The 21,746-nt window shown below is 72.2% G+C and carries 22 protein-coding genes and 1 tRNA gene; 14 read left to right on the forward strand and 9 right to left on the reverse strand.

The features are described 5' to 3' along the window. Positions 1-2 precede the first annotated feature (2 nt). The 8 genes from HF577_RS37350 (at position 3) to HF577_RS07465 (ending at position 4,945) form a co-directional block, all read left to right on the forward strand. Positions 3-173 carry a hypothetical protein gene (locus HF577_RS37350; protein WP_211173915.1) on the forward strand — a complete coding sequence of 57 codons (171 nt, stop codon included), beginning with the start codon at positions 3-5 and terminating at the stop codon, positions 171-173. Further along, entirely contained in the window at positions 170-1,114 is a 945-nt protein-coding gene (locus HF577_RS07435) for an NAD-dependent epimerase/dehydratase family protein (RefSeq protein ID WP_169394998.1), read from the forward strand. Before HF577_RS37350 ends, HF577_RS07435 begins: the two co-directional genes overlap by 4 nt. A 27-nt stretch (positions 1,115-1,141) precedes the next feature. Continuing rightward, positions 1,142-1,534 carry a pyridoxamine 5'-phosphate oxidase family protein gene (locus HF577_RS07440; RefSeq protein ID WP_169394999.1) on the forward strand — a complete coding sequence of 131 codons (393 nt, stop codon included), beginning with the start codon at positions 1,142-1,144 and terminating at the stop codon, positions 1,532-1,534. A 9-nt stretch (positions 1,535-1,543) separates the two neighbouring features. Continuing rightward, positions 1,544-2,140, forward strand: a complete 597-nt coding sequence (locus HF577_RS07445; protein WP_169395000.1) for a dihydrofolate reductase family protein — start codon at positions 1,544-1,546, stop codon at positions 2,138-2,140. Positions 2,141-2,270: 130 nt separating this feature from the next. Continuing rightward, positions 2,271-2,879 (forward strand): TetR/AcrR family transcriptional regulator, encoded by a 609-nt coding sequence (locus HF577_RS07450; protein WP_169395001.1) that lies wholly within the window; start codon positions 2,271-2,273, stop codon positions 2,877-2,879. 128 nt (positions 2,880-3,007) lie between these two features. Further along, positions 3,008-3,745: an SDR family NAD(P)-dependent oxidoreductase gene (locus HF577_RS07455; RefSeq protein WP_169395002.1), complete on the forward strand. Its 738-nt coding sequence runs from the start codon at positions 3,008-3,010 to the stop codon at positions 3,743-3,745. Positions 3,746-3,759: 14 nt separating this feature from the next. After that, entirely contained in the window at positions 3,760-4,509 is a 750-nt protein-coding gene (locus tag HF577_RS07460) for an SDR family NAD(P)-dependent oxidoreductase (RefSeq protein WP_169395003.1), read from the forward strand. A 43-nt stretch (positions 4,510-4,552) separates the two neighbouring features. After that, on the forward strand, positions 4,553-4,945 hold the full coding sequence (locus tag HF577_RS07465) for an ester cyclase (protein ID WP_169395004.1): 393 nt from the start codon (positions 4,553-4,555) through the stop codon (positions 4,943-4,945). 93 nt (positions 4,946-5,038) lie between these two features. On the opposite strand, the gene HF577_RS07470 is transcribed toward HF577_RS07465, so the two are convergent. Then, positions 5,039-5,578 carry a dihydrofolate reductase family protein gene (locus HF577_RS07470; protein WP_169395005.1) on the reverse strand — a complete coding sequence of 180 codons (540 nt, stop codon included), beginning with the start codon at positions 5,576-5,578 and terminating at the stop codon, positions 5,039-5,041. Between the two features lie 116 nt (positions 5,579-5,694). After that, positions 5,695-5,771, reverse strand: a tRNA-Thr gene (locus HF577_RS07475). A gap of 130 nt (positions 5,772-5,901) precedes the next feature. Between HF577_RS07475 and HF577_RS07480 the strand changes: the two genes are divergently transcribed. After that, the gene (locus HF577_RS07480) at positions 5,902-6,630 is read left to right on the forward strand and encodes a class I SAM-dependent methyltransferase (RefSeq protein ID WP_246265992.1); all 729 of its coding nucleotides are present in this window, start codon (positions 5,902-5,904) and stop codon (positions 6,628-6,630) included. Positions 6,631-6,918: 288 nt separating this feature from the next. Here the strand turns inward: HF577_RS07480 and HF577_RS07485 are convergent, their stop codons facing one another. The 5 genes from HF577_RS07485 to HF577_RS07505 form a co-directional block, all read right to left on the reverse strand. After that, a complete protein-coding gene (locus HF577_RS07485) occupies positions 6,919-9,726 on the reverse strand; it encodes an ATP-binding protein (RefSeq protein ID WP_169395006.1) in 2,808 nt (935 codons plus the stop codon). Between the two features lie 34 nt (positions 9,727-9,760). Then, entirely contained in the window at positions 9,761-10,912 is a 1,152-nt protein-coding gene (locus tag HF577_RS07490; RefSeq protein ID WP_169395007.1) for a DNA polymerase III subunit delta', read from the reverse strand. Between the two features lie 10 nt (positions 10,913-10,922). Next, positions 10,923-12,947, reverse strand: coding sequence for a bifunctional MFS transporter/dTMP kinase (locus HF577_RS07495; protein WP_211173916.1), 2,025 nt, complete (start codon positions 12,945-12,947; stop codon positions 10,923-10,925). 215 nt (positions 12,948-13,162) lie between these two features. After that, entirely contained in the window at positions 13,163-13,483 is a 321-nt protein-coding gene (locus HF577_RS07500) for a hypothetical protein (protein WP_169395008.1), read from the reverse strand. Between the two features lie 93 nt (positions 13,484-13,576). After that, complete coding sequence (locus HF577_RS07505; protein ID WP_312858992.1) at positions 13,577-16,012, reverse strand: penicillin-binding protein; 2,436 nt, start codon at positions 16,010-16,012, stop codon at positions 13,577-13,579. A 155-nt stretch (positions 16,013-16,167) separates the two neighbouring features. On the opposite strand from HF577_RS07505, the gene HF577_RS07510 reads away from it, so the two are divergent. Further along, on the forward strand, positions 16,168-16,530 hold the full coding sequence (locus HF577_RS07510) for a WhiB family transcriptional regulator (RefSeq protein ID WP_169395010.1): 363 nt from the start codon (positions 16,168-16,170) through the stop codon (positions 16,528-16,530). An 11-nt stretch (positions 16,531-16,541) separates the two neighbouring features. Here HF577_RS07510 and HF577_RS07515 read toward each other — a convergent pair whose 3' ends face one another. Both HF577_RS07515 and HF577_RS07520 read right to left on the reverse strand, forming a co-directional pair. Beyond that, on the reverse strand, positions 16,542-17,717 hold the full coding sequence (locus HF577_RS07515; RefSeq protein ID WP_169395011.1) for an ArsA family ATPase: 1,176 nt from the start codon (positions 17,715-17,717) through the stop codon (positions 16,542-16,544). A 20-nt stretch (positions 17,718-17,737) separates the two neighbouring features. Next, positions 17,738-18,766 (reverse strand): ArsA-related P-loop ATPase, encoded by a 1,029-nt coding sequence (locus HF577_RS07520; protein ID WP_312858993.1) that lies wholly within the window; start codon positions 18,764-18,766, stop codon positions 17,738-17,740. Positions 18,767-18,839: 73 nt separating this feature from the next. Here HF577_RS07520 and HF577_RS07525 point away from each other — a divergent pair, with 73 nt between their 5' ends. The 4 genes from HF577_RS07525 to HF577_RS07540 all read left to right on the forward strand — a co-directional run. Beyond that, entirely contained in the window at positions 18,840-19,019 is a 180-nt protein-coding gene (locus HF577_RS07525; RefSeq protein WP_169395013.1) for a hypothetical protein, read from the forward strand. A 4-nt stretch (positions 19,020-19,023) separates the two neighbouring features. Then, on the forward strand, positions 19,024-19,488 hold the full coding sequence (locus HF577_RS07530) for a RidA family protein (RefSeq protein WP_169395014.1): 465 nt from the start codon (positions 19,024-19,026) through the stop codon (positions 19,486-19,488). After that, a complete protein-coding gene (locus tag HF577_RS07535; RefSeq protein WP_169395015.1) occupies positions 19,485-20,075 on the forward strand; it encodes a hypothetical protein in 591 nt (196 codons plus the stop codon). Before HF577_RS07530 ends, HF577_RS07535 begins: the two co-directional genes overlap by 4 nt. 94 nt (positions 20,076-20,169) lie before the next feature. Next, positions 20,170-21,746: hypothetical protein (locus HF577_RS07540; RefSeq protein WP_211173917.1), on the forward strand; the 1,577-nt coding region annotated here is incomplete at its 3' end.

A 21,746-nucleotide genomic window follows, 5' to 3' on the forward strand; every position in this document is an offset into this window, starting at 1 on the left:
TCATGCGGCTGAGCCTTCCGATCATGCATCTTCCCTGGTCGAGGGCCGCGCGTGCACGTGAGCTGACGCGGATGGCGCGACCAGCCGAGGACATCGAGGGCCGGACCGGGCTCGGTCACCTCTCCGCCGTCACCTCCCGGATCCATCAACAGGATGTGGAGGGGTACGAGTGATACTCATTACCGGCGGCCTGGGTTCCATCGGGTCGCACACCGCACGGGCACTGCTCGACCTGGGCGAATCCGTCGTGCTGACTGCGCACAGGTCCACCCGGCTGCCCGAGTACCTCGCCGACCAGCCCCGGGTCGTCGTCGAGCCCCTGGACACGGCGGACGAGGCGACCTTCCTCGACATCGGGAAGCGGCACGAGATCACCGGCATCGTGCACCTCGCGGCGGCCCGTCACGACCTGCCCGATCCGGTCGAGTACCTCCGCGCCGACACCCTCGGCCTGCTCAACGCACTCAAGGCGGCGACGGTGTGGGGCGTGCGGCGGTTCGCCGTCGCCAGCACCATCGGCGTCTACGCGGGGGTGGACGAGGTCCCGTGGCGCGAGGACGCCCCGCTGCCGGTGGTGGCAGCGCATCAGATCCCGGTGTTCAAGAAGACCGCGGAGCTGTTCGCCGAGCTGACCGGCGACAGTGCCGGGTTCGACGCGGTGAGCCTGCGGATCGGCACCATCTGGGGGCCTCTCGGCCTGCCCGACAACCCGTTCTTCGCGCTTCCCCGCCTGCTCAGCGCGGCGGTTCGGGGCGAGGATCCCGATCTCACCCCGCCCCGCCCGGCCGCGTACGCCGAGGACACCACCGACCTCTGCTACGTGAAGGACTGCGGCCGGGCCATCGCGCTGCTCATGCTTGCGGAGCGGCTGAACCATCGCACCTACAACGTCTCGGGTGGACGGCTGGTGCGGTACAGCGAGGTCGTCGACGCGATCAACGTCGCGGTCCCGGGCGCGGGCATCTCCCTCCCGGAGGGGCGCAATCCGGACCGGCCCACGGACGGCTATCTCGACACCACCCGGCTGCGGGCCGACACCGGCTTCCAGCCGGAGTACGACGTCGAACGCGCTGTACCGGACTACGTCGAGTGGCTGAGAAGACATGACCGCTAGCCCCGATACCGGACAGGAGGACTCGGAATGACCGTGCTCAACGACGAGGCCCGCGCCCTGTTCGCCGGCCCGAACATCGCTCACATCGCTACGCTCCTGCCTGACGGTGGGCCGCACTCGGTTCCGGTGATGATCGACGTCGACGGCGAAGATCTCGTGTTCTTCACCTCGCCGAACTCGCGCAAGGGCCGCAACCTCGGAGCGGACGACCGCATCGCGATCTCCGTGACCGACCGGGAGAACCTGGTCCGCAGTGCGCTCGTTCGCGGTCGCGTCGTGAAGCGGATCGGCGGCGAAGCGGGCTGGGAGATCGTCGACCGTATCTTCGCCAAGTACACCGGCGGCCCGTATCCGCGGGGCGAGGACCGCGAGGCGTTTTTCGTGGAACCGGCGCACGTGAGTGTCCCGACCTTCGGATGAGGAGCTGAGATGGCCAGAGTTGTGATGCAGGCGGTCGTGTCGGTGGACGGCTACATCGCTCATCCCGACGACACGGTCGGGCCACTCTTCGACTGGTACGGCAACGGCGACACGGAGCTGTCCGCCGGGGCGAGCGGCTGGACGTTCCACGTCTCGCGGACGTCCGCCGCCTACGTCCAGCCCTTCTGGGACGCCGTCAAGGTCACGGTGATCGGTCGTCACCTGTTCGACACGACGAACGGCTGGGACGGCAAGCCGGGCGCCGGAGACGAGCTGGTCGTCGTCACCCACCGGCCGTTGCCGGAGGAGTGGCTCGCCGACCACCCGGAGGCGCCGTTCCACACCGCCGACTCCGTCGAGGCCGGCGTCGCGCTCGCCAAGAAGCTCGCGGGCGACGGTCTCGTCTGCGTGACCGCCGGCAACCTCGGAGGGCAGGCGTTCTCAGCGGGACTGGTCGACGAGGTCGCGATGGACGTCGTCCCGGTGGTGCTGGGCGAAGGGGTGCGATTCTTCGGCGACCATGCCGCCACGGTGCTTCTCGACGATCCCGACCAGGTGGTCCAGGGCGACCGCGTGCTGCACCTCCACTACACGGTCAGGCGCTGACCGGTCGTTGCCCTCGGGATCCGGGCCGAGAGCGGGTCGCTCTCCAACAGCTTCCGTATCAATCGAGGCAGAGGTTCGGCTCGATATGTCAGTTCAGCATCGATCGATGCGGAAAAGGTAGCCTGGAATGATGGAGACCGAACAACGCCGCCCGACCGGGCGACCGCGAGGATTCGACGTCGACGAGGCTCTCGAGCGCGCCCTGCGGGTGTTCTGGGAGCAGGGCTACGAGGGGGCCAGTCTGGCCACCCTGACCGGCGCGATGGGCATCTCCACCACCAGCATGTACTCGACCTTCGGCAACAAGGAGGAACTCTTCCGCAAGGCCCTCGATCGCTACTCCGAAGGCCCGAGCGCCTACCTGCACCGGGCCCTGGACGAGCCGACCGCTCTCGGCGTCGCCTCCGCAATCCTGGCCGGCACCATCCTGACCACCACTCGCCCCGACAACCCTCACGGCTGCCTCGGGGTCCAGGGCGCCCTGGCCACCAGCGACTCCGGACGACAGGTCCGCGACCTCCTCGCCGCCTGGCGAGACGACACCTGCACCCTTGTCCGCGAACGGTTCGCGCGAGCCGTCGACGACGGCGACCTGCCCCCGGAGGTCGATCCGGGATTGCTCGCCCGTCTCGTCACCACCGTGGCCTACGGAATCGCCGTGCAGGCTGCGAGTGGCGTCGACCAGGAGGAGCTCCGGGCGATAGCCGACGCCATCCTTCGCCAGTGGCCGCTCCTCTGAGGTCGACCACCGGTCTCACTCCTCCCTAGCTCGACGCCCGGCGCGTCCGGTTTTGCATCGATCGATGCGGAATGTGCTAGCTTCGAGTTCCGCAGTGATCGCTGCAGAACTCGGGGAGGGTTCGTCTCATGGGACTGCTCGAAGGAAAGACCGCCGTCGTGACCGGCGGCAGCACCGGGATCGGCCTGGCCACAGCACGGCGGTTCGCCGAAGAGGGTGCACACGTGTTCGTCACCGGGCGGCGCGTGGAGGAGCTGGAGAAGGCGGTGGCCGCGATCGGCAACGCCACGGCGGTGCCCGGTGATGTCAGCGTCGCCGCCGACGTGGATCGGCTGTACCAACTGGTGCGCGAGCGCGGGCAGGGGCTCGACGTCCTGTTCGCCAACGCGGGCGTCAACCACGTCGCCACGCTGGAGGAGCTCACCGAGGAGGCTCACGACCGGGTCTTCGACATCAACGTCAAGGGCACCGTACTCACCGTCCAGAAGGCCCTTCCGCTGCTCAACGTCGGCGCATCGGTGATCCTCGCGAGCTCGACGGCCAGCGTGAACGGCATGGCCGGCCTGGGTCCGTACGGGGCGTCAAAGGCAGCCATCCGCTCCTACGCGCGCACCTGGACCAACGAGCTGCGCGGCCGGGGCATCCGCGTCAACGCGATCTCGCCGGGTCCGACCGACACACCGCTGTTCGACGTCCTCGGCGATCGCGCCGACGAGACGAAGGCGGCGATCGCGGCCGCCGTGCCCGCCGAGCGGCTCGCCGCCCCGGAGGAGATCGCCGCCGCCGTGACCTTCCTCGCCTCGAACCAGAGCAGCTTCGTCCACGGCGCCGACATCGTCGTCGACGGCGGAGAGCTCGTGGCCTGACCGGAGGTAGCGGAATGAGTGGACAACTCACCGGCAAGGTCGCCGTGATCACCGGAGGTACGAGCGGGATAGGGCTGGGTATCGCGCGCCGCTTCATCGCGGAGGGCGCGCAGGTGTTCGTCACCGGGCGCCGAAAGACGCAGTTGGACGCCACCGCGGACGAGCTCGGATCCCAGGCCGTCGCCGTGCAATGCGACGTGAGCGATCTGGCCGACCTCGACCGGCTCTACGACATAGTGAACGAGCGGGCCGGACGGATCGACGTCCTGGTGGCCAATGCGGGCGACCCCACCGTCGCCGCCCTCGGCGACATCACCGAGGAGCATTTCGACGCCTCGTTCGCCACCAACGTGAAGGGGGTCGTCTTCGGCGTGCAGAAGGCGATTCCGCTGCTGTCGTCAGGAGCGTCCGTGATCCTGATCGGGTCGACCACGTCGGTGCGGCCTGATCCCGGCCTCGAGGTCTACGGCGCCACGAAGGCGGCGCTGCGCAACTTCGCGCGCAGCTGGACGGTCAACTCGAAGGCTCATGACTTCCGGGTCAACGTGCTGAGCCCGGGCCCGACCAGGATTCCCGCGCTGCTGGGTCTCGCGCCCGTGGACGAGCAGGCCGCGCTCCTGGACCGGTTCGCCGCCACAGTGCCGCTCGGCCGCATCGGTGATCCCGACGAGATCGCTGCGGCCGCGACGTTCCTGGCGTCGGACGCCGCGGGGTACGTCAACGGCGCCGAGTGGTTCATCGACGGCGGCTACGCACAGGTCTGAATCCTCGGCCTCCTTCCCATCCGCACCTTCAGAGAGGGCGACCATGCCCGAGAGCAACCTGCGCGACTTCTACGAGCGCTACATCGAGGCGCTCAACGCCCACGAGTTCGACCGCATGCACGAGTTCATCCACGACAGCATCACCCTGCAGAGCGAGCCGGGCACCCGCGACGATGTCATCGCCCAGTTGCGCGGGATCGCCGATGCAGTTCCCGACTTCCACTGGGAGACCCAGGAAATCGCCATCAACGGAGATCGGCTGGCCGCGCGACTGATCAACACCGGAACTCCCGTGAAGGAGTGGCTCGGGGTGGCTCCGAGCGGCGCGTCGATCGAGATCGTCGAGTACGCCATCTACACGGTCCGCGACGGACGGTTCCTGCACATGTCAGCCATGCACGACGCCGAGGCCCTGCAGCGCCAATTGGCGGGGTGAGACAGGAGTCCACGAGATGGCCCCGGCCGAAGGGTCGGGGCTCTCTCGTCGGTGAGGCTTCACCGCACACCAGTCGATTGCCGGACCCCGCGCCTACTTCCGCACGCGGAAGCGGAGCATCGTCACGGGACCCGACTGCGTGTTGTTGAACGGTTCCAGGTCGATCCTGCCGAGGCCCGACGTCGAGAAGCGCACGCCGTCGCCGAGCAGCACCGGCAGGACATACACCAGGACCTCGTCGACGAGCCCTCGCTGCAGGCACTGGCTGGCCACGTCGGCACCGAGGATCTCCAGGTCCTTCCCACCCGCGGCAGCGCGCGCCGTGGCGACGGCCTCCGCGAGGTCGCAGGTGAGGAAGGTGACCCCTCGCTCCGGCTCGTCCGGCGGCCGGTGCGTCAGGACGAAAATCGTCCCCCCGTCGTAGCTGGTGTCCTCGTCGGACATCCGCTTGCCGACCTCGTGGGTGCCCCGGCCGACGAGCATGGCGCCGGTGGCGTCCATGACCTCGGGAAACGCGTACTTGTTGTACTCGAGGACCCAGTCCATCGCGTTGTCGGGGCCGGCGATGAAGCCGTCGAGCGACATCGCTCTGTTCACAACGACCTTGCCCAGGTCAGCATCCGTATCGGTCACGCCGGTTACGACCTGGCGCAGTTGACGAACTCATCGGCGGCGACGGAGCAATCCGCGGATCGCCTCGGGGCGACCGCGCCGAGGGCAGGCCGTACTTCCTGTCATCGGCCGAGATGTGGAGCCGCCTTGGGGAGTCGAACCCCAGACCTACGCATTACGAGTGCGTCGCTCTAACCGACTGAGCTAAGGCGGCCGATGGTGCGCGCTCAGTGTAGCGACCGCCTCCGCGCCCCCGACGCCCACCGTCCGCTGCCGGTCGCCCTGTCCGCCACGCCCTGGACCGGCCGATACAGTTGCCCGACTCGGCGTCAGGAGAGATCCACATGGAGGACCGTCCGTTGAAGCTGATCGACCTGGGGTACGTCAGCGAGCTGTACCGCGAGTTCGCGGGCGAGCTGGCTGCCGTGGGGAAGGCGCAGCGCGAGTACGCCGAGTCGATGAAGGCGACGATGACGCCCCAGCTCGACGACCTCGAGGCGGAGATCACCTACCTGCTGCTGCGGGCCACCAAGCCGAGTTCCGTGATGGAGCTCGGGACGTTCCACGGGTGGTCGACGACGTGGATCCTCAGCGCGCTGCGGGACAACGGGTCGGGGCATCTGCACAGCTTCGACATCATCGACAACGTGGTGCGCAACGTGCCGGAGGACCTCGCCGAGGGCCGGTGGACGTTCGTGAAGGGCGACATCAAGGACACCCTCGACCAGGTGCCCGCCGACATGGGCTACCTGTTCGTCGACGCCGCGCACAACTCGCGCTTCGCCCACTGGTACGTCGAGAACCTGTTCCCGCGGGTGCCGGCCGGCATCCCGGTGAGCGTGCACGACGTCTTCCACTTCCCGGTGACGCTGCCGCTGCACGAGGGCAAGGTCGTGGTCCGCTGGCTGGACGAGCGGGAGGTCCCGTTCTTCACGCCGTCACGGGCGAAGGCACGCGCCGACTACAACGCCCTCAACAGTCTGCGCGACGAGCTGGGGCTCGCTCCGATCCGGGGTGCCGGCGACAACCCGATGATCTATTTCACGATGCCCGCCCTGCCGGCCCGGGTCTGAGCTGCCGCGCCGGACGAGGGCGGCCAGGCGGACGAGCCGGGTCCGGACCCGTGGGGCCGGTGCGACCGCGAGGGCGAGCCGGTAGGCGTCGGCCTCGGCGAGCAGGGCACGGTGGCGGTCGTTCGCGACTGCGGCGGTGAAGATCTCGCTGAACACTGTGGTCACGTCCTTGTTTCCGGTGGTGGGCGACGTGTTCCACGATCGGCTGTGCGGAGCCTCCGGACATCCGTGGCCGGCACGGAGCGGACACGGAACTGCTGGTCGGTGCCGTCCGTGCGTGCCGCGGTGTCAGACGAGCGTTGCGCCCATGACGCGGAGCGCCGACTCACCTCGGGCCCGCTCGGCGCCACCGGCGAGGACGAGGCTGCGCGCCCACTGGTAGCGGCAACCGGCAGCCTCCAGGGCGCGGGCCGCAGCCAGCACGCCCGCGCGGTCGCCCGCGGCGAGGGCGGCAGCGCGGTCGACGATCGCGGCCGCAACCGGGTTGTCGCCGATGGCCGGACGGACGGTCGAGGCGCGCTCGGCCGCGGCCGGCTGGTCGGCGAGGACCGCCGCCTCCACCCACAGTGCCCCGTACCAGGGACGCCAGATCCCCTGGTACCAGCCGTGGATCTCGTCCGGGGGGACGGCGAGCAGGCGCAGCGCCTCATCGGGCTGATCGAGGTGGAGCAGCACGAGCGCGTCGAAGAACGCGCGAGGGTTCTTGTCGTGCAGCGGGCGGCACAGGGGTTCCAACGCGTTGAAGATCGACATCCAGGTGGCGCGGCTGTCGTCCTCACCGCGCAGGCCGTGCACCGTGGCCACCGCGTGGGCGGCCCGGCGGAGCGTGGGGACGCGCGGCCGGCCCGCCCGCTCCCAGCCCTCCCGGAAACGTTCGCCGGCAGCGACCACGCCGTCCCAATGACCGTCCAGCAGGGCCACGGTCAGCAGGCGCGCGACCGCGACGTGGCCGACCTCGCGGTGCAGGGGCAGATCCCGGACGCGCTCGGCGACCCGCCTCGCCTCCCGCAGATCGCCCGCCGCGATCGCCGACTCGACCGCCATGATGTGGGCGTCGGACAGCTCGAACCCCGCGTCGGCGTCGAGCGCCACCGGGGCCAGCAACTCGATGCGCCGCAGCGCGCTCGCCAACGCCGCACGCGCCTCACCCCCGGCGAGCTGCACGGTGGTGAGCCGGTCCAGCGCCGCGCTCTCGGCCAGCCGGTCACCCGCTCGCCGCGCCAGCTCCAGCGCTCGCTCCCCTGCCTGCGCCGCCCCCGGATCGGTCTCGGGCACCACGAACGCCTCCGCCGTGGCGAGCCGCGCCTGGGCGACGAGGTCGCCGCCCGCGTGCCGCCGGGCCTCGTCCAGCAGCGCGCGCACCACGTCCGGCGACGCCGGGTGGGCGAAGGTCCCCGGGCCCCGGTTCATCAGCTCTGCGGCCTGGGCCAGCTCCCGGGCGGCACGCTCCGGCTCGTCCGCGCGCAGGGCCGCGGCCGCAGCGGCGCGGCGCAACCGGACCGCCTCCTCGCCGGCCAGCTGCGCTTCCGCCGCGCCCGCAGCCATGTGCAACGCCACGGCGGCCCGCGCGTCGTCCGGGGCCAACGCGGCAGCCTGCTCGTAGCGCCACTGCGCCTCCCTCGACAGGCCGCGACGGTGGCACAGGGCCGCGAGCAGCCCCTTCCCCTCGTAGGCGACCTGACGATGCTCCGGACGGGGTGCGAACCAGGCGAGGGTGGCTCTCAGCTCGTCGGCGAGCCGGTCGAAGGTCGTCCGCCACCCGACGGCCTCGACGGCGGTGTCGGCGAGCAGGGCTGCCCCCGCCTCGCCCGACCAGCGCAGATGCCGCGCCCGGCACTCGACGAGCTCCCCGGTGTCCTCGAGGAGCTCGGCACCGTACTGACGGACGGCCTCCAGCACCCGGTAGCGGGTGCCGTCGGACGCCGTCGTCGGCACCAGCAGGCTGTGGTCGGCGAGCGCGGCCAGGTGCACGCCGATGTCGCGCACCGCCACCGGAGCCCAGCCCGCCACCGCCGCCGCGTCCTCGGCGCGGAACGGCCCGGCGAACACCGCCGCCCGACGCAGCACCGCCTGCGCCTGCTCGTCGAGCAGGGCGTAGCTCCAGTCCAGCATCGACCGCAGCGAGCTGTGCCTGCTGTCCACGCGGCGCGCGCCGGTGAGCAGCTGGAGCCGGTCGGCCAGGCCGGCCTCGAGCCCGTCCACCCCCAGCGAGGGCAATCGGGCCGCCGCCAGCTCGATCGCCAGTGGCACACCGTCCAGGCCGCGGCAGATCCGCGCGATCCGGCTCCGATCCGCGGCGGTGACCGGAAAGCCCGCCGCGGCGGCGCGTTCCTCGAAGAGCGTGGTGGCGTCACCGCCCTCGGCATCGTCCCCGACCGGGACGGACATCCCGGCCACCGGGACGACCCGCTCGAACGGCAGCAGCAGCCGCGCGCGGCTCGTCGCCAGCACGACGAGCCCGGGGCTGCGTGCCAGTAGCCGCTCCACCAGCAGCGCGACCCCGTCCAGCAGGTGCTCGCAGTTGTCCAGCACGAACAGGGCCTGGCGGTCGGCCGCCCACGCGAGCACCGTGTCCTCCGTCGACCTCCCCTGCTGCTCGCCGAGCCCGATCGCCCCGGCCACCGCCGAGGCGACCATCAGGGGATCGGACACCGGCACCAGGTCGGCGTACCACACGCCGTCGGCGAACCGCCCGCTCACATCGGCGGCCACCGCCAGCGCGAGGCGCGTCTTCCCGACCCCGCCCGGCCCGACGGCGGTGACGAGCCGGGGCCCGCTCAGAGCGGCCGCGAGCTCGGCCCGCTCGCTCGTCCGGCCGACGAAGGACGTGAGCGGCGACGGCAACGGGGCGACCCGCCGGGACGTGTCCCCGGACGGGGCGGGATCGCGCGACCGCTGCGCGGCGAGCAGCGACAGGGCACGCCGATCGCTCGCCCCGAACTTGCGCAGCAGCGACGACACGTGGCTCTCGACCGTGCGGATCGAGATGAAGAGGCGGGTGGCGATCTCGGCGTTGGTGAGGTGTTCGCCGACCGCGGCGAGCACCTCGGCCTCGCGAACGGAGATGGACGCCTCCGCAACCCCGTCCTGCTTCACGCGGGTGATTCTGCCCGGAGGTACGACCCCCTGATCAACCCCGATGCAGGGCCGTCATCATCGACTCGACGGCGATCTCCGGCTTGACGTTCTGGTCCAGCGCCGTGCGACAGGCCAGCACGGCCTCCAGCCTCCGCAGCACCGACTCGGGCGACCACTCGGCTGCGGCCCGCCTGATGTCGGCGGAACGGTCGGGGTTGGTCAACGCCACCTGCGCGCCACTGCCCGCCACCAGGGTGTCGCGGAAGAACCCGGCCAGATCGACCAGCGCGCGGTCGATCGCGTCGCGCTGGGTGCGCGTGTTGCGCGACTTCTGCTGGCGCTCCAGGTCCTTCTCCGCGGCCTTCGCCCCTCGGGCGGCCGCGGCGACGCCCTTGCCCACCCCACCCGCACCCATGGCGACGGCCAGCTCCTCGCGCTCGGTGGCGTCGCGGGTCTCGCTCAGCTCGGTGGCCTCGGCCTTCGCGTTGCGCACCAGCTCACCGGCGTAGGCGAACGCGTCGCCCAGCCCGCGGATCCGCATCGGCAGCGACAGCACGGTCTCGCGGTACTTGCGGGCGTCGGCGTCGCGGGCCAGCCTGCGGGCCCGGCCGACGTGGCCACCCGCGACCGACGCGGCCCAGCTCGCCGTCTCCGCGTCGATCCCGTCGCGACGCACCAGCACGTCGGCGATGGCCTCGGGCGCCGGTGTGCGCAACGGCACCGGCCGGCACCGCGAGCGGATGGTGATCTGGACGTCCTCCGGGTGGTCGGACGGCGCGCACAGCAGGAAGATCGTCTGGTCGGGAGGTTCCTCGATGAACTTGAGCAGCGCGTTGGCGGCGTTCTCGGTGAGCCGGTCGGCGTCGGTGATGATCAGGATCTGGTAGCGCCCGCTCACCGGACGGCGGGCGGCGGACTGCACGAGCTGCCGCATCGACCGCACCGAGATCGACAACCCCTCCGGGACGACCTCCCGCACGTCCGAGTGGGTGCTCGCCATCACCGTGTGGCAGGACTGGCAGTGCCCGCAACCGTGGAGCGGGCACTGCAGCGCGGCCGCGAACGCCCGTGCCGCCACCGACCGCCCCGAGCCCGGTGGGCCCGTGAACAGCCACGCGTGGGTCATCGCGGCAGGGTTCTCGGCGGCGGCGCTCAGCTCGGCGACGGCGGACGGCTGGCCGACGACCTCGTCCCACACGGTCATGGCCGGACCGTCACGGCGCGGTGGGAGCCGGGGCCGGGGCCTGCGGGACCGCGTCGTCGTCCGATGTGGCCGGCCGCTGGGGCAGGAGCGGCTGGATGCCGCTGAAGACCCGCTCGGCCACCTCGTCGGACGTGCCGTCGGCGTCGATGACGACGTAGCGGTGGGGCTCGGCGGCTGCCATGCGGGTGAGCAGCCGCTGCACCCGCACGTGCTCCTCACCGGAGATGCCGCGGGCCTCGGTGGAGGGCTCCTCGGGGGCGCGGTCGAGCAGCACGGACACGTCGGGGCGCAACCTGCCGGTGGCCCACGCTGCGAGGTTCTCCAGCTCACCGGGGTCGAGCTCGGACTGCGCCCGGTCGGCCGCCACGCCGAACTGCACCAGCGGGCTCACCAGGAAGCGGTCGACCACCACCACGGCGCCGCTCTCCAGCGCGGGCCGGACGACGCGCTCGACCTGGTCGGCCCGCACCGCCGCAGCGGCCAGTGCCTTCGCCCGCCTGCCCGACAGCGCCGCCTCCCGGGTGGCGGCGGCCCAACGCTCACGGTCGCGCTCACCGTCGTCGAGCACGACCACGACATGACCGGCGTCGCGCAGGCGCGTGGCCAGCCGCGCGGCCTGCTCCGTGGTGGCCTCCGCCGGGGCGCCCTCGACGGCGATCAGCAGGCCGGTGCCCGACCGCAGGTCGCCGCGACGCAGCGCGGCGAGCAGGTCGGGCAGGATCGGCTCGGTGCGGCGGTCGTCCATCTGCCGGTAGGCGAGCATTCCCACGCCCGCGGCGACGAGACCGCCCACCAGCATCACGACGCGGGTGCCGTCGACGAGGAACGGGTAGCCGAGCACCTCGATGTGCCGGGCGCTCACCAGGCCGACGAACAGCGGCACCAGCGCCATCGACCCGAGCAGGGTGAGGCGCACGATCGACTGCACGAACGCCACGATCCGGCCGCGGATCTCGTCGGCGACCTGCGAGCCGATGATCGTGAGGCCGGTGAGGAACGCGATGCCGGCGAAGCCACCGACGAGCATGACCGCGACGATCGCCACGAACAGGTGGGGCGCGATGGCCACCAGCACCAGCGCCAACCCGGCGGCGACGATCGCGGCGCCGAACAGCCGGTTGTGCGGGAGGCGGCGCGCCAGCCGCGGCGCGGAGCCCATCCCGAGCGCGAGCCCGACGAACACGGCGGCGAACAGCACTCCGTACGCGGCGTTGCCGCCACCGAGGCTGGCCGCATACAGCGTGGCCGAGCCCACGACGGTGCCACCGGCCGCGAAGGCGCCGACGATGCCGAACACCAGGCCGCGCATCATCGGAGTGCGCACGACGAACGCCGCGCCGTCGCGCATCATGGCGAGCACGCCGGGCGCGACAGCCCGGTTCCCGATCGCGCGGCCGGAGATCTCCGGGATGCGGAACCAGACGGTGAGCGCGATGACCAGGTAGGCGATCCCGCTCAGGACCAGCGCCACGAACACCATCGACAGCGCCGAGCCACCGAAGAACGAGCCGGCGCTGGAGAGCAGCGTGAACAGACCTGCACCGGTGATCACCGCGACGCCGTAGGTCATGACCAGCGCGAGCTGGTTGGCCGTCTCGACCTGGTCGGGCCTGCGCAGCAGGTTGGGTACGGAGGCGTCCTTGGACGGGATCCAGAACAACGCGCAGATCTCGATGAGGAACGTGGCGACGAACAGCCACCACAGCGAGCCCAGCAGCGGGATCGACACGAACAGGCCGAACCGCAGCAGGTCGCACACGACCATCACCCGGCGCCGGTCGAACTTGTCGGCGAGCGCACCCGCGAGTGGACCGAGGACCAGCGCAGGCAGCAGCTTGGTGGCGACGACGCCACCCAGCGCGAAGCTCTGCGCCTGGTAGCCGCTGGTGAGCTGGGTGGCCAGCGCGGACAGCGCCAGCAGGCTCAGCCAGTCGCAGGTGGCCGAGACGGATGTGACCAGCCACAACCGGCGGAAAGCGGGGATCGCCAGCACGCTGCGCACGCGGTGCGAGGTGGGCGCCGACAGCTCCGGCATACGCGCGCTGGTCGGAGCGGACTCGGAACCGATCGCTCCTCACCTCCTCGGCAGGCGGCCGCGCACCGGGCCGGCCTGCGGCGGACCGGTGGCCGCCGTCGATCGACCAGGGTAGCCGGACGGACCGACTTCATTCGCATCCGGGCGCGTCACTCACAGCGCCTTCTCAGCCCTTCGTGAGACTTCTCAGGGAGGGGCCGGCCCGTGTCCCCGTCCTACGGATGGAGGAGGGACGCGACCAGCTGGACGAGGATCAGGGCGAAGACCAGCACGAAGAACCATGTGAACAGCCGGGTGCCGATCCGGCTCCTGAGGTGCCGGGAGAAGCCGAGTACGGCGATCTCCTCGACCACGGGAGGGCGGGCCTCCGGGCGACCGGGCCACGCAGGCGGACGGCTCGGCCCGGCGGGGCGACCGGGTGGCACGGTCCCGGACGGCGAGGACGCCTCCTCGCGCCGGTCGGCCTCGTCGGAGGGTGCACGGAACGGCGGGCTGCCGTCCCGGTCGAACGGTGCATCACCCGGCCCCGGAGTCATGGGGGCGGATGTTAGGCCCGGGCCGGGCGTTCCGTGCCCCGCCGGGCGGAACGCGCCACACCGACCACACGGCCGGGCGGACGGACCACCCGATCAGCCGCCGTCGTCCTCGTCGCCGCCGTCGTTCGCGTCGCCGTTGCCGTCACTGTTGCCACCGTCCTGGGTGGGCGGGGGCTGGTCACCGGCCGGCGGCTGCCCCGCCTGCGGGGGCGCACTCGGAGCCGCGGGCGGCGGCGGTACGGATCCGCTGCTGATGCTCAGCACGATGACCTCGCCGGGCAGGGCGGTGCCGCGCGGGCTCTGCCCTATCACGGTGCCGCGGGCCGCGGCGTTGTCGACCGTGCGCGTCGAGACGGTCCAGCCGGCCCGCTCCAGGACACCGCGGGCGTCGTTCTGGCTGCGGCCCACGACGTCGGGAACACGCGACTCGGCGCCACCCTCCAGATACCGCTGCTCAACGGGTGGCAGCGGCAGCACGGGCTGGTCCTCGAGCAGGGGCTTCATCGCGCCGAACCACGTCTCGGCAGGCGTCTTGCCTCCGAAGATGTTGCCGCTGCGGCAGGCGAACGGCGAGCCTGCGCCGTCGCAGAGCGGCCGGGGCGAGCTGGAGTTGTCGAAGGCGATCACGGCGCCGGACATCTGGGGGACGATGCCGACGAACGCAGCCGACTTGTGCTGCTGTGTGGTGCCGGTCTTGCCCGCCATCGGCCGGTTCCATCCGACCTGGCGCGCCGCCCCGGCCGAGGTGCCGCTGATGTCGTCCTTGCTGAGCGCGTTCATCATCGCGTTGGCCAGCCCCGGCTCGACGGCCTGCTGGCACGGCGCCTCGGTGATGGGGACGGGGTTGCCTGCCGGGTCGGTGATCGACTCGATCGGGCTGGGCGGGCACCACTTGCCCGCACTGGCGAGGGTGGCACCGACGTTGGACAGCTCCAGCACGCTCGTCGGGCTCACCCCGAGCGTGAACGAGGCCTGCTTCTGCGCCTTGGTGACCTCGGCGATCGAGCGGTCGGTGGCACGTCCGGTGGCCGGGTCGACGAACGGGGTGGTGGCCAGCGAGCGCATGCCCAGCCGCACCGCCATGTCGACCACGTCGGGCACCCCGGTGAACTCCTCGAGCTTGATGAACGCCGTGTTTGGTGAGAGCGCGAGCGCATCGGTGAGCGACAGGCGCTCCGGGAGCCCGCTGCTCGCGTTCTGGACGGGCAGCGGACGACCGTTGCCGTCGACGTAGATCGGCGAGGCGTAGCCGCTCGGCGGCACGGCGAGCTGGTAGTTGATGCCCAGGCCCTTCTCCAGCGCCGTGGACGCGGTGAAGATCTTGTAGGTGGACCCGGCACCCAGGTTGACCGGCTCGAAGGGGAGCCCGTAGCTCGTCTCCATCGCCTCGGCGTCGAGGCCGAAGTTGCGGCTCGACGCCATGCCGAGCACGCGGTGCTTGTCCTGCCCCGGCGCCACCACCGACATGACGTTGGCGACGTTGGGCTGGTCCGGCGGGACCTCCGCGATGAGCGAGGCCCTCATCTTGTCCAGGACGTTGCGGTCGAGCGTGGTCTTGATGGTGTAGCCGCCGCGGTTGAGCTGCTCCTGCGAGAACCCGGCCTCGCTGAGGTACTCGGCCACGTACTTGCAGAAGAACCCCGCGTCGCCCGCCCCGATGCACCCGTTGGGCTGGGACCGCAGCGGGCTGACCACGCCCAGGGGAGCGGCCAGCGCGGCCTGCGTCTGCGTCTCGTCGATCATCTGCTGGTCACGCATCTGGAGGATGACGAGGTTGCGCCGCTCCAGCGCGGCCTCCGGCTTGGTGACCGGGTCGAACGCCGTGGTGCTGCGCACCATGCCGGCGAGCAGGGCCGACTGCGCGACCGTGAGCTGGTCGGGGGTGGTGTCGAAGTAGATGCGCGCCGCCGAGGCGATCCCGGCGGCCCCGTTGCCGAACGAGACGATGTTCAGGTAGCGGGTGAGGATCTCCTCCTTGCTCAGCGCCTGCTCCATCTGCAGGGCGATCTGAGCTTCCTTGAGCTTGCGGGCCGGGGTCTGCTCGGTGGCCTTCAGCTGCTCGGTCTCGGTCTCCGCCTCGACGTAGAGCATGTAGTTCTTCACGTACTGCTGGGTGAGCGTGGACGCGCCCTGCACGACGTCGCCGGAGGCCGAGTTGGCGACGAGAGCCCGCAGCGTGCCCTGCCAGTCGACGCCCTGGTGCTGGTAGAAGCGCCGGTCCTCCACAGCGACGATCGCGGCCTTCATGGCGGGCGAGATCTCCCCCGCCGCGACGGGGCGCCGGTTCTGGTTCTGCTCGAAGAACCTGGCGATGGGGACGCCTGCGGAGTCGGTGACCGTGCTCGTCTGCGGCAGCGGCTCGTCCACGAGGTCGGTGGAGACGCTGTTGACGCTGTCTCCCACATCGCTGGACGCCAGCCCGAGGCCTGCGGCGACGGGGAACGCCATCCCCGCGGCGACCAGCCCGGCGAGCACGCAGAGTCCGAGCAGCAGGCCCGCTGGTCGCAGGAGATGTCGCCGAGAGCTCACGGGCATTGAGGGTACGCGGGACCGCGTGGTCCTTCCGTCAGGTCACCTTCAACCGACTTGAGTAGTTTTGCTCGGTTCCACGTGGAACCACTGGCTCCCAGAATCCGTCTGTGCCGGTCGTGACGATCACGACTTCAGGAGGAGGAGCGGGAGCCATGGCGGGTCGGTGGAACTGGCGGGTGGCGGCTCGGTGCCGGGCGGTCGACGCCGACGGGCTGTTCGTGACCGGGGCCAGGCAGCGGGAGGCGCGCCGGTTCTGCCGTGCCTGCCCGGTCCGTACGGAGTGCCTGGCCCATGCGCTCGACCAGCGCATCGAGTTCGGCGTCTGGGGCGGCATGACCGAACGGGAGCGGCGCGCGCTGCTGCGCACCCGGCCCGAGGTGGGGTCGTGGTCCGAGCTGCTCGCCGACGCCCGCACCGCGCACTACGCGTCCGCGGCGGAGGAGACGGCCGACGCGCTCGCCAGGGTGCTGGAGCAGGAGTCGGAGCCGCTGGAGGCGCTCGAGGAGTCCGCGTGAGGGCCGGTGAGCTACCGGGCCCTGGCCGAGCGCAGCGGCCGCTCCGTGGCGGTGCGCGCGGCCTCCGGGGCCTCGTCGCCCGCCGCGAGCCGCGTGCCGATCTCGCGGAGCCCGTCGAGGTCGCTCACGTCGCCCGCCACCACGGGCACCTTGGTCACGGCGACGGCGGGGTGTGCGCTGGTGAAGCGGGAGAGCAGCCGCTCCTCGCGCTCGGCGAGGTCCACCCGATCGGCGTGCAGCCGCAGCACCGCGGCCGCCAGCGGCGCACCCCGCAGTCCATCGGCGACGTCGCGCGCCTTCGTCGCCGACAGCTGCGCCCGCACGGGATGGGTGCGGTTGAGCACCAGACCGGCGAGCGGCATCTCGTCGGCGGAGAGCCGGTCCACGAAGTAGGCGGCCTCGCGCAGGGCGTCCGGCTCCGGGGCGGCGATCACCAGGAACGCGGTGCCGGGCGAGCGCAGCAGGGCGTACGTGGCCGTGGCGCGCTCGCGGAACCCACCGAACATCGTGTCGAACGCCTGCACGAACGCCGAGGCGTCGGCCAGCAGCTGGCCGCCCAGGATCGTGGACACCGCCTTGGCGAAGAGGGTGAAGCCGGCCCCCACGATCTTCCGGAGGCCACGCCCTCCCGCACGCGCGGGAGCCGACAGCAGCCGGATCATCCGGCCGTCGAGGAAGTTCGACATCCGCTGGGGCGCATCGAGGAAGTCCAGCGCCGAGCGGGACGGCGGGGTGTCCACCACGATCAGGTCCCACTCGCCGGTGGCCGCGAGCTGGCCCAGCTTCTCCATCGCCATGTACTCCTGCGTGCCGGAGAACGATGAGGAGATCGTCTGGTAGAAGGGGTTGTCGATGATCGACTCGGCGCGCCCGTGCTCGGCGTGGGTGTAGACCATCTCGTCGAAGGTCCGGCGCATGTCCAGCATCATCGCGTGCAGCTCACCCGGCTCATCGGCGTTGCCGCCGACGGCCGCCACACGGCCGGGCTCGTTGCTGAGCGCTTCGAGGCCCAGCGCCTGGGCGAGCCGTCGGGCCGGGTCGATGGTGAGCACCACCGTGCGCCTGCCGCGCTCCGCGGCCCGCAGCGCCAGCGCGGCCGATGTGGTGGTCTTGCCGACGCCACCGGAGCCGCAGCAGACCAGCACGCGCGTGTCCCGGTCGTCGAGCAGCGCGTCGACGTCCAGCACGGGAGGGACGCGGCCGGGGCTCACGAGTGGGCCCCGCTCAGCGTGGGCACCGACACGCCCTGTTCGACGAGTGTCTCCGCCAGCTCGTAGAGCGAGCCGAGGTCCACGCCGTCCACCAGCTGGGGCAGCTCCAGCCGGGGCAGCGGCGGCCCCTCGTCGAGCCGGGCGAGCGCGGTGGCCTCCGCGTGCACCCGCACCGCGTGGTCGACGGTCTCGGCGACGAGGCCGTCGATCACGTCCGGAGGAAGGTCGAGGCCGGCCGTCGACAGTCCGGCGCGGATCCGCTCGGCGTCCACCCGTCCGTTGGCGGCGGCCGCCACGGAACGGTCGGGGAGCCACTGCGGCCGCACCCGGTTGACGATCACCGCGCCCATGGGGAAGCCGGTGGCGGCCAGCTCGTCGACGGTCTCGAGCGTCTCGGTCACCGGCAGATCCTCCAGCAGCGTCACGAGGTGGACGGCGGTCAGCTCCGAGTGCAGCACCTGCACCACCCCGGCCGCCTGGCTGTGGATGGGCCCGCTCTTCGCGAGGTCGGCCATCGCCTTGGTGACGTCGAGGAAGCTCACGACCCGGCCGGTGGGCGGGGCGTCGAGCACCACGGCGTCGTAGACGGGCAGCCCGTCGGGCCCGCGGCGGTTCACGCACTCCTTCGCCTTGCCGGTGAGCAGCACGTCGCGCAGGCCGGGAGCGAGCGTGGTGGCGAACTCGATCGCACCCATCCGGCGTAACGTGCGCCCGGCCATCCCCAGCCGGTAGAACAGCTCGAAGTACTCCAGGAGCGCGGCCTCGGTGTCCACCGCGAGGGCCCTGACCTCGCCACCGCCGGGAGCCACGGCGATCTTGCGCTCCTCGTACGGCAGAGGGGGCGTGTCGAACAGCTGGGCGATGCCCTGACGCCCCTCCACCTCGATGAGCAGCGTGCGCCGCCCCCCGGATGCCAGCGCCAGCGCCAGCGCAGCGGCCACCGTGGTCTTGCCGGTACCGCCCTTGCCGGAGACGACATGCAGGCGGGCCGCGGACAGCGCGGCAGGCCACGCGGAAGACGTCACGTCTGTCAGGTTACGGAGCTTGCGTCCGCCCGGCCGCCTGAACGCGATGAGGCGCTGGCTACAGTGACCGTTCATGAGCGCCCCCGGGTCACCTGTCACGACATGGGAATACCTCACAGCTCCGGTGCTGATCCACAGCACGCAGGCGATTCTCAACAACTTCGGGCGCGACGGCTGGGAGCTGGTGGCCGTCACCACCGGTGCCAGCCCCGAGCAGCTCGTCGCCTGGTTCAAGCGACCGGTCCGAGGCTGACGGCATGGCCTCCACGAGCGAGCGGCTGCGTGAGCTGGACATCGTCCTCCCGTCCGTCGCCGCGCCCGCCGGGTCGTACATCCCGGCGCGCCGCACGGGCTCCCTGGTGTTCACCTCGGGCCAGGTGCCGTTCGTCGACGGCAAGCCGGCCGGCACCGGCAAGGTCGGCGCGGAGGTCGACCCCGACGAGGCCTACCGCCTCGCCCGGATCTGCGCACTCAACGCTCTCGCCGCCGTGGCTGCCCTGGTGGGGATCGACTCGGTCACCGGCGTCGTGAAGGTCGTCGGGTTCGTGGCCTCGGCCCCCGGGTTCACCGGGCAGCCGGGCGTGATCAACGGGGCTTCGGACGTGCTCGGCGAGATCTTCGGCGAGGCCGGCAGGCACGCCCGCTCCGCCGTGGGCGTGGCCGAGCTGCCACTGGGCGTTCCGGTCGAGGTGGAGCTGGTCGTCGAGGTCGAGGGGCCGTGAGCGCCCCCGACCAGGCGTGCCACGACCTCCTGGTCCGGCTGGCCGGCAGGCTGCCCGACGACCTGCTCTGGCGGCTGCGCGACTGGCTCGCCGACGGCGGCCGGGCCGCGCTCAGCGCCACCCTGCCGCGGGAGCTGCTGCGTCACCGCGTCGGGCTCACCGACGACGAGCGGGACCTTCTCGTGGCCTCCGTCGGCGAGTGGGGCGCCCAGCGGCGGCTGCTCGACACGATCCTGCCCTCCCACGGTCCCGATGAGCTCTTCTTCACCTTCGAAGCGGTGCCCGACGGATTGGACCCGGCAGCACTGAGCCTGGCCGCCGTGGTCCGCGGCCACCCCGGCTGTGTGGAGCTGCGCCAGAGCCGGCGCACCGGTGGCCGCGGCAGGCAGCGGGTCGTGCTGGTGTCGGGCGGCGAGCGACCGTGGGTCCTCACGGGCGTGCTGCAGCGGGTGCTGCGGGCGCACGGCGACCGCACACCGTGCGTGGAGGTGCTCCCGCCGCACGGAGAGCCACCGGCGTACCACCAGGCAGTCATCATTGGATCCGCATCGCTGTGGCACTCCCCGGCCGAGCTCGTCGGGGCCTGACGCGCGTCGCGTGACAGGCGGGGGGCTGACACTCGGCGGTGCCAGCTGCCGCAGGGCAGTCGGCAGATGACCGGCGGGACGGGGAGGGGGCCGAGTGGAACACGAGACGTCACCGGAGACGACGCACGACCTGCTGCTGTCGTTGGCCGGCCGAGTGGACGACGACCTGCTCGCCTGGGCACGGGAACTGGTCGCGGTCGGCGAGGACGCCCACGCCGTCGAGATCCTCACCGCGAGCCTGATGGCCGCCCGCGCTGTGCTTCCCCCGCCCGCGCGCGCAGCTCTCGTGGCTGCGGCCCGCGCCGCACGCACCGATCTCGACCCGGAAGCCACGCTTCCCCCGCCCGGCCAGGGCGGCCCCTCCGAGCACCTGTTCGAGCCCGGTCCGCCCGATGACATCGTGGCCGCCGCCCTGCTGGCCGTGCCTGCCCGGCAGCTGCAGGGCTGCCGTGTCCTGGTCGCCCACCGCCTGACGCCCGCCGGCTCGGCACCCGGGCCCCTGCCGCATCCGGTGGTGCTGGTGGAGGTCCAGCCCGGGTCCCGGGCCACCGACGTGCTTGCCTACCAGCTCGCCGTCATCCTCGAACGGGCCGGCGTCCCGTCCTCCGTCGAGGTCCTCACCGCGGGCGCGCCCGTCTCCGATTACCACGCCGCCGCCCTGCGCCACGCCCGGCCGATCCGGTGGGACGCGGAGGGCGAGCGCGGCACGGGCCGTCCCGACTGGTTGGCCGAGCGCCCACAGCCCGAGCGCACTGCGTCCGAGCGCCCGCTGCCGGACCACCCTCTCGCCGAGCGCCCTGTCTCGGAGCACTCGCTGCCCGACCGCCCGCTGCCCCAGCGCGCGGCGTCCGAGCGCCCGGCCTCGGAGCACCCCCTGGCCGAGCCCTCCGCCTCGGAGCGCCCCCTTCCCGACCGCCCACTGCCCCAGCGCGCCGTCTCCGAGCGCCCTGCGCTTGAGCGGCCACTGCCCCAGCGCGCCGCGTCCGGGCACCCCGCGGCGGAGCATCCCCTGGCCGAACGCGCTGCCTCGGAGCACCCGCTGCCCGAGCGCCCACTGCCCCAGCGCGCTGCGGCGGAGCACCCGCTATCCGGGGGAACTGCCTCGGAACACCCACTGGCCGAACGCGTTGCGTCGGAGCGCCCTGCCTCGGAGCACTCGCTGCCGGAGCACCCACTGCCGCAGCGCACTGCCTCGGAGCGCCCGCTGCCTCAGCGTCCTCTGCCCCAGCGCGACGTGTCCCAGCGCGACGTGTCCCAGCGCCCTGCGCCGGAGCACCCGCTGCCCGAACGCGTTGCACCGGAGCGCGCACTGCCGGAGCACCCACTGCCGGAACGCACTGTCTCGGAGCGCCCACCGCCCGAGCGTGGTGTGGCCGAGCGTGGTGCGTCCGAGCGCCCGCTGCCGGAACGCCCGGTGGCGGAGCGCCCCGCACCCGACGCCGCGCCCCCGCTCCCCAGCAGGCGGCCGGGACGCCACCCGCTGGCAGCACCGCAACCCGACGTCGCCGGCCTGCTGGGCGGCCCGTTGCGTCCGTCCGACGCCCCGGCCGACCCGCGGCCCGCACCACCCGCGCGTCCGCTTCCGCGCCGCACCCCCGCCGCGGGCCCGGAGCCCGTCGATCCGTCGGAGGCGGGCACGGAGTCCATGCCGGCCGTCCAGCCCCGCCCCTG

This window comes from Pseudonocardia xinjiangensis (genome assembly GCF_012911925.1).
GTDB classification, from domain to species: Bacteria; Actinomycetota; Actinomycetes; order Mycobacteriales; family Pseudonocardiaceae; genus Pseudonocardia; species Pseudonocardia xinjiangensis.

Coding starts and splice junctions, on each gene's coding strand:
- HF577_RS07490 (WP_169395007.1), bottom strand. CDS start 10,912: ATGACCGTGTGGGACGAGGTCGTCGGCCAGCCGTCCGCCGTCGCCGAG.
- HF577_RS07450 (WP_169395001.1), top strand. CDS start 2,271: ATGGAGACCGAACAACGCCGCCCGACCGGGCGACCGCGAGGATTCGAC.
- HF577_RS07495 (WP_211173916.1), bottom strand. CDS start 12,947: ATGCCGGAGCTGTCGGCGCCCACCTCGCACCGCGTGCGCAGCGTGCTG.
- HF577_RS07445 (WP_169395000.1), top strand. CDS start 1,544: ATGGCCAGAGTTGTGATGCAGGCGGTCGTGTCGGTGGACGGCTACATC.
- HF577_RS07530 (WP_169395014.1), top strand. CDS start 19,024: ATGGCCTCCACGAGCGAGCGGCTGCGTGAGCTGGACATCGTCCTCCCG.
- HF577_RS07460 (WP_169395003.1), top strand. CDS start 3,760: ATGAGTGGACAACTCACCGGCAAGGTCGCCGTGATCACCGGAGGTACG.
- HF577_RS07465 (WP_169395004.1), top strand. CDS start 4,553: ATGCCCGAGAGCAACCTGCGCGACTTCTACGAGCGCTACATCGAGGCG.
- HF577_RS37350 (WP_211173915.1), top strand. CDS start 3: ATGCGGCTGAGCCTTCCGATCATGCATCTTCCCTGGTCGAGGGCCGCG.
- HF577_RS07500 (WP_169395008.1), bottom strand. CDS start 13,483: ATGACTCCGGGGCCGGGTGATGCACCGTTCGACCGGGACGGCAGCCCG.
- HF577_RS07480 (WP_246265992.1), top strand. CDS start 5,902: ATGGAGGACCGTCCGTTGAAGCTGATCGACCTGGGGTACGTCAGCGAG.
- HF577_RS07455 (WP_169395002.1), top strand. CDS start 3,008: ATGGGACTGCTCGAAGGAAAGACCGCCGTCGTGACCGGCGGCAGCACC.
- HF577_RS07440 (WP_169394999.1), top strand. CDS start 1,142: ATGACCGTGCTCAACGACGAGGCCCGCGCCCTGTTCGCCGGCCCGAAC.
- HF577_RS07525 (WP_169395013.1), top strand. CDS start 18,840: ATGAGCGCCCCCGGGTCACCTGTCACGACATGGGAATACCTCACAGCT.
- HF577_RS07510 (WP_169395010.1), top strand. CDS start 16,168: ATGGCGGGTCGGTGGAACTGGCGGGTGGCGGCTCGGTGCCGGGCGGTC.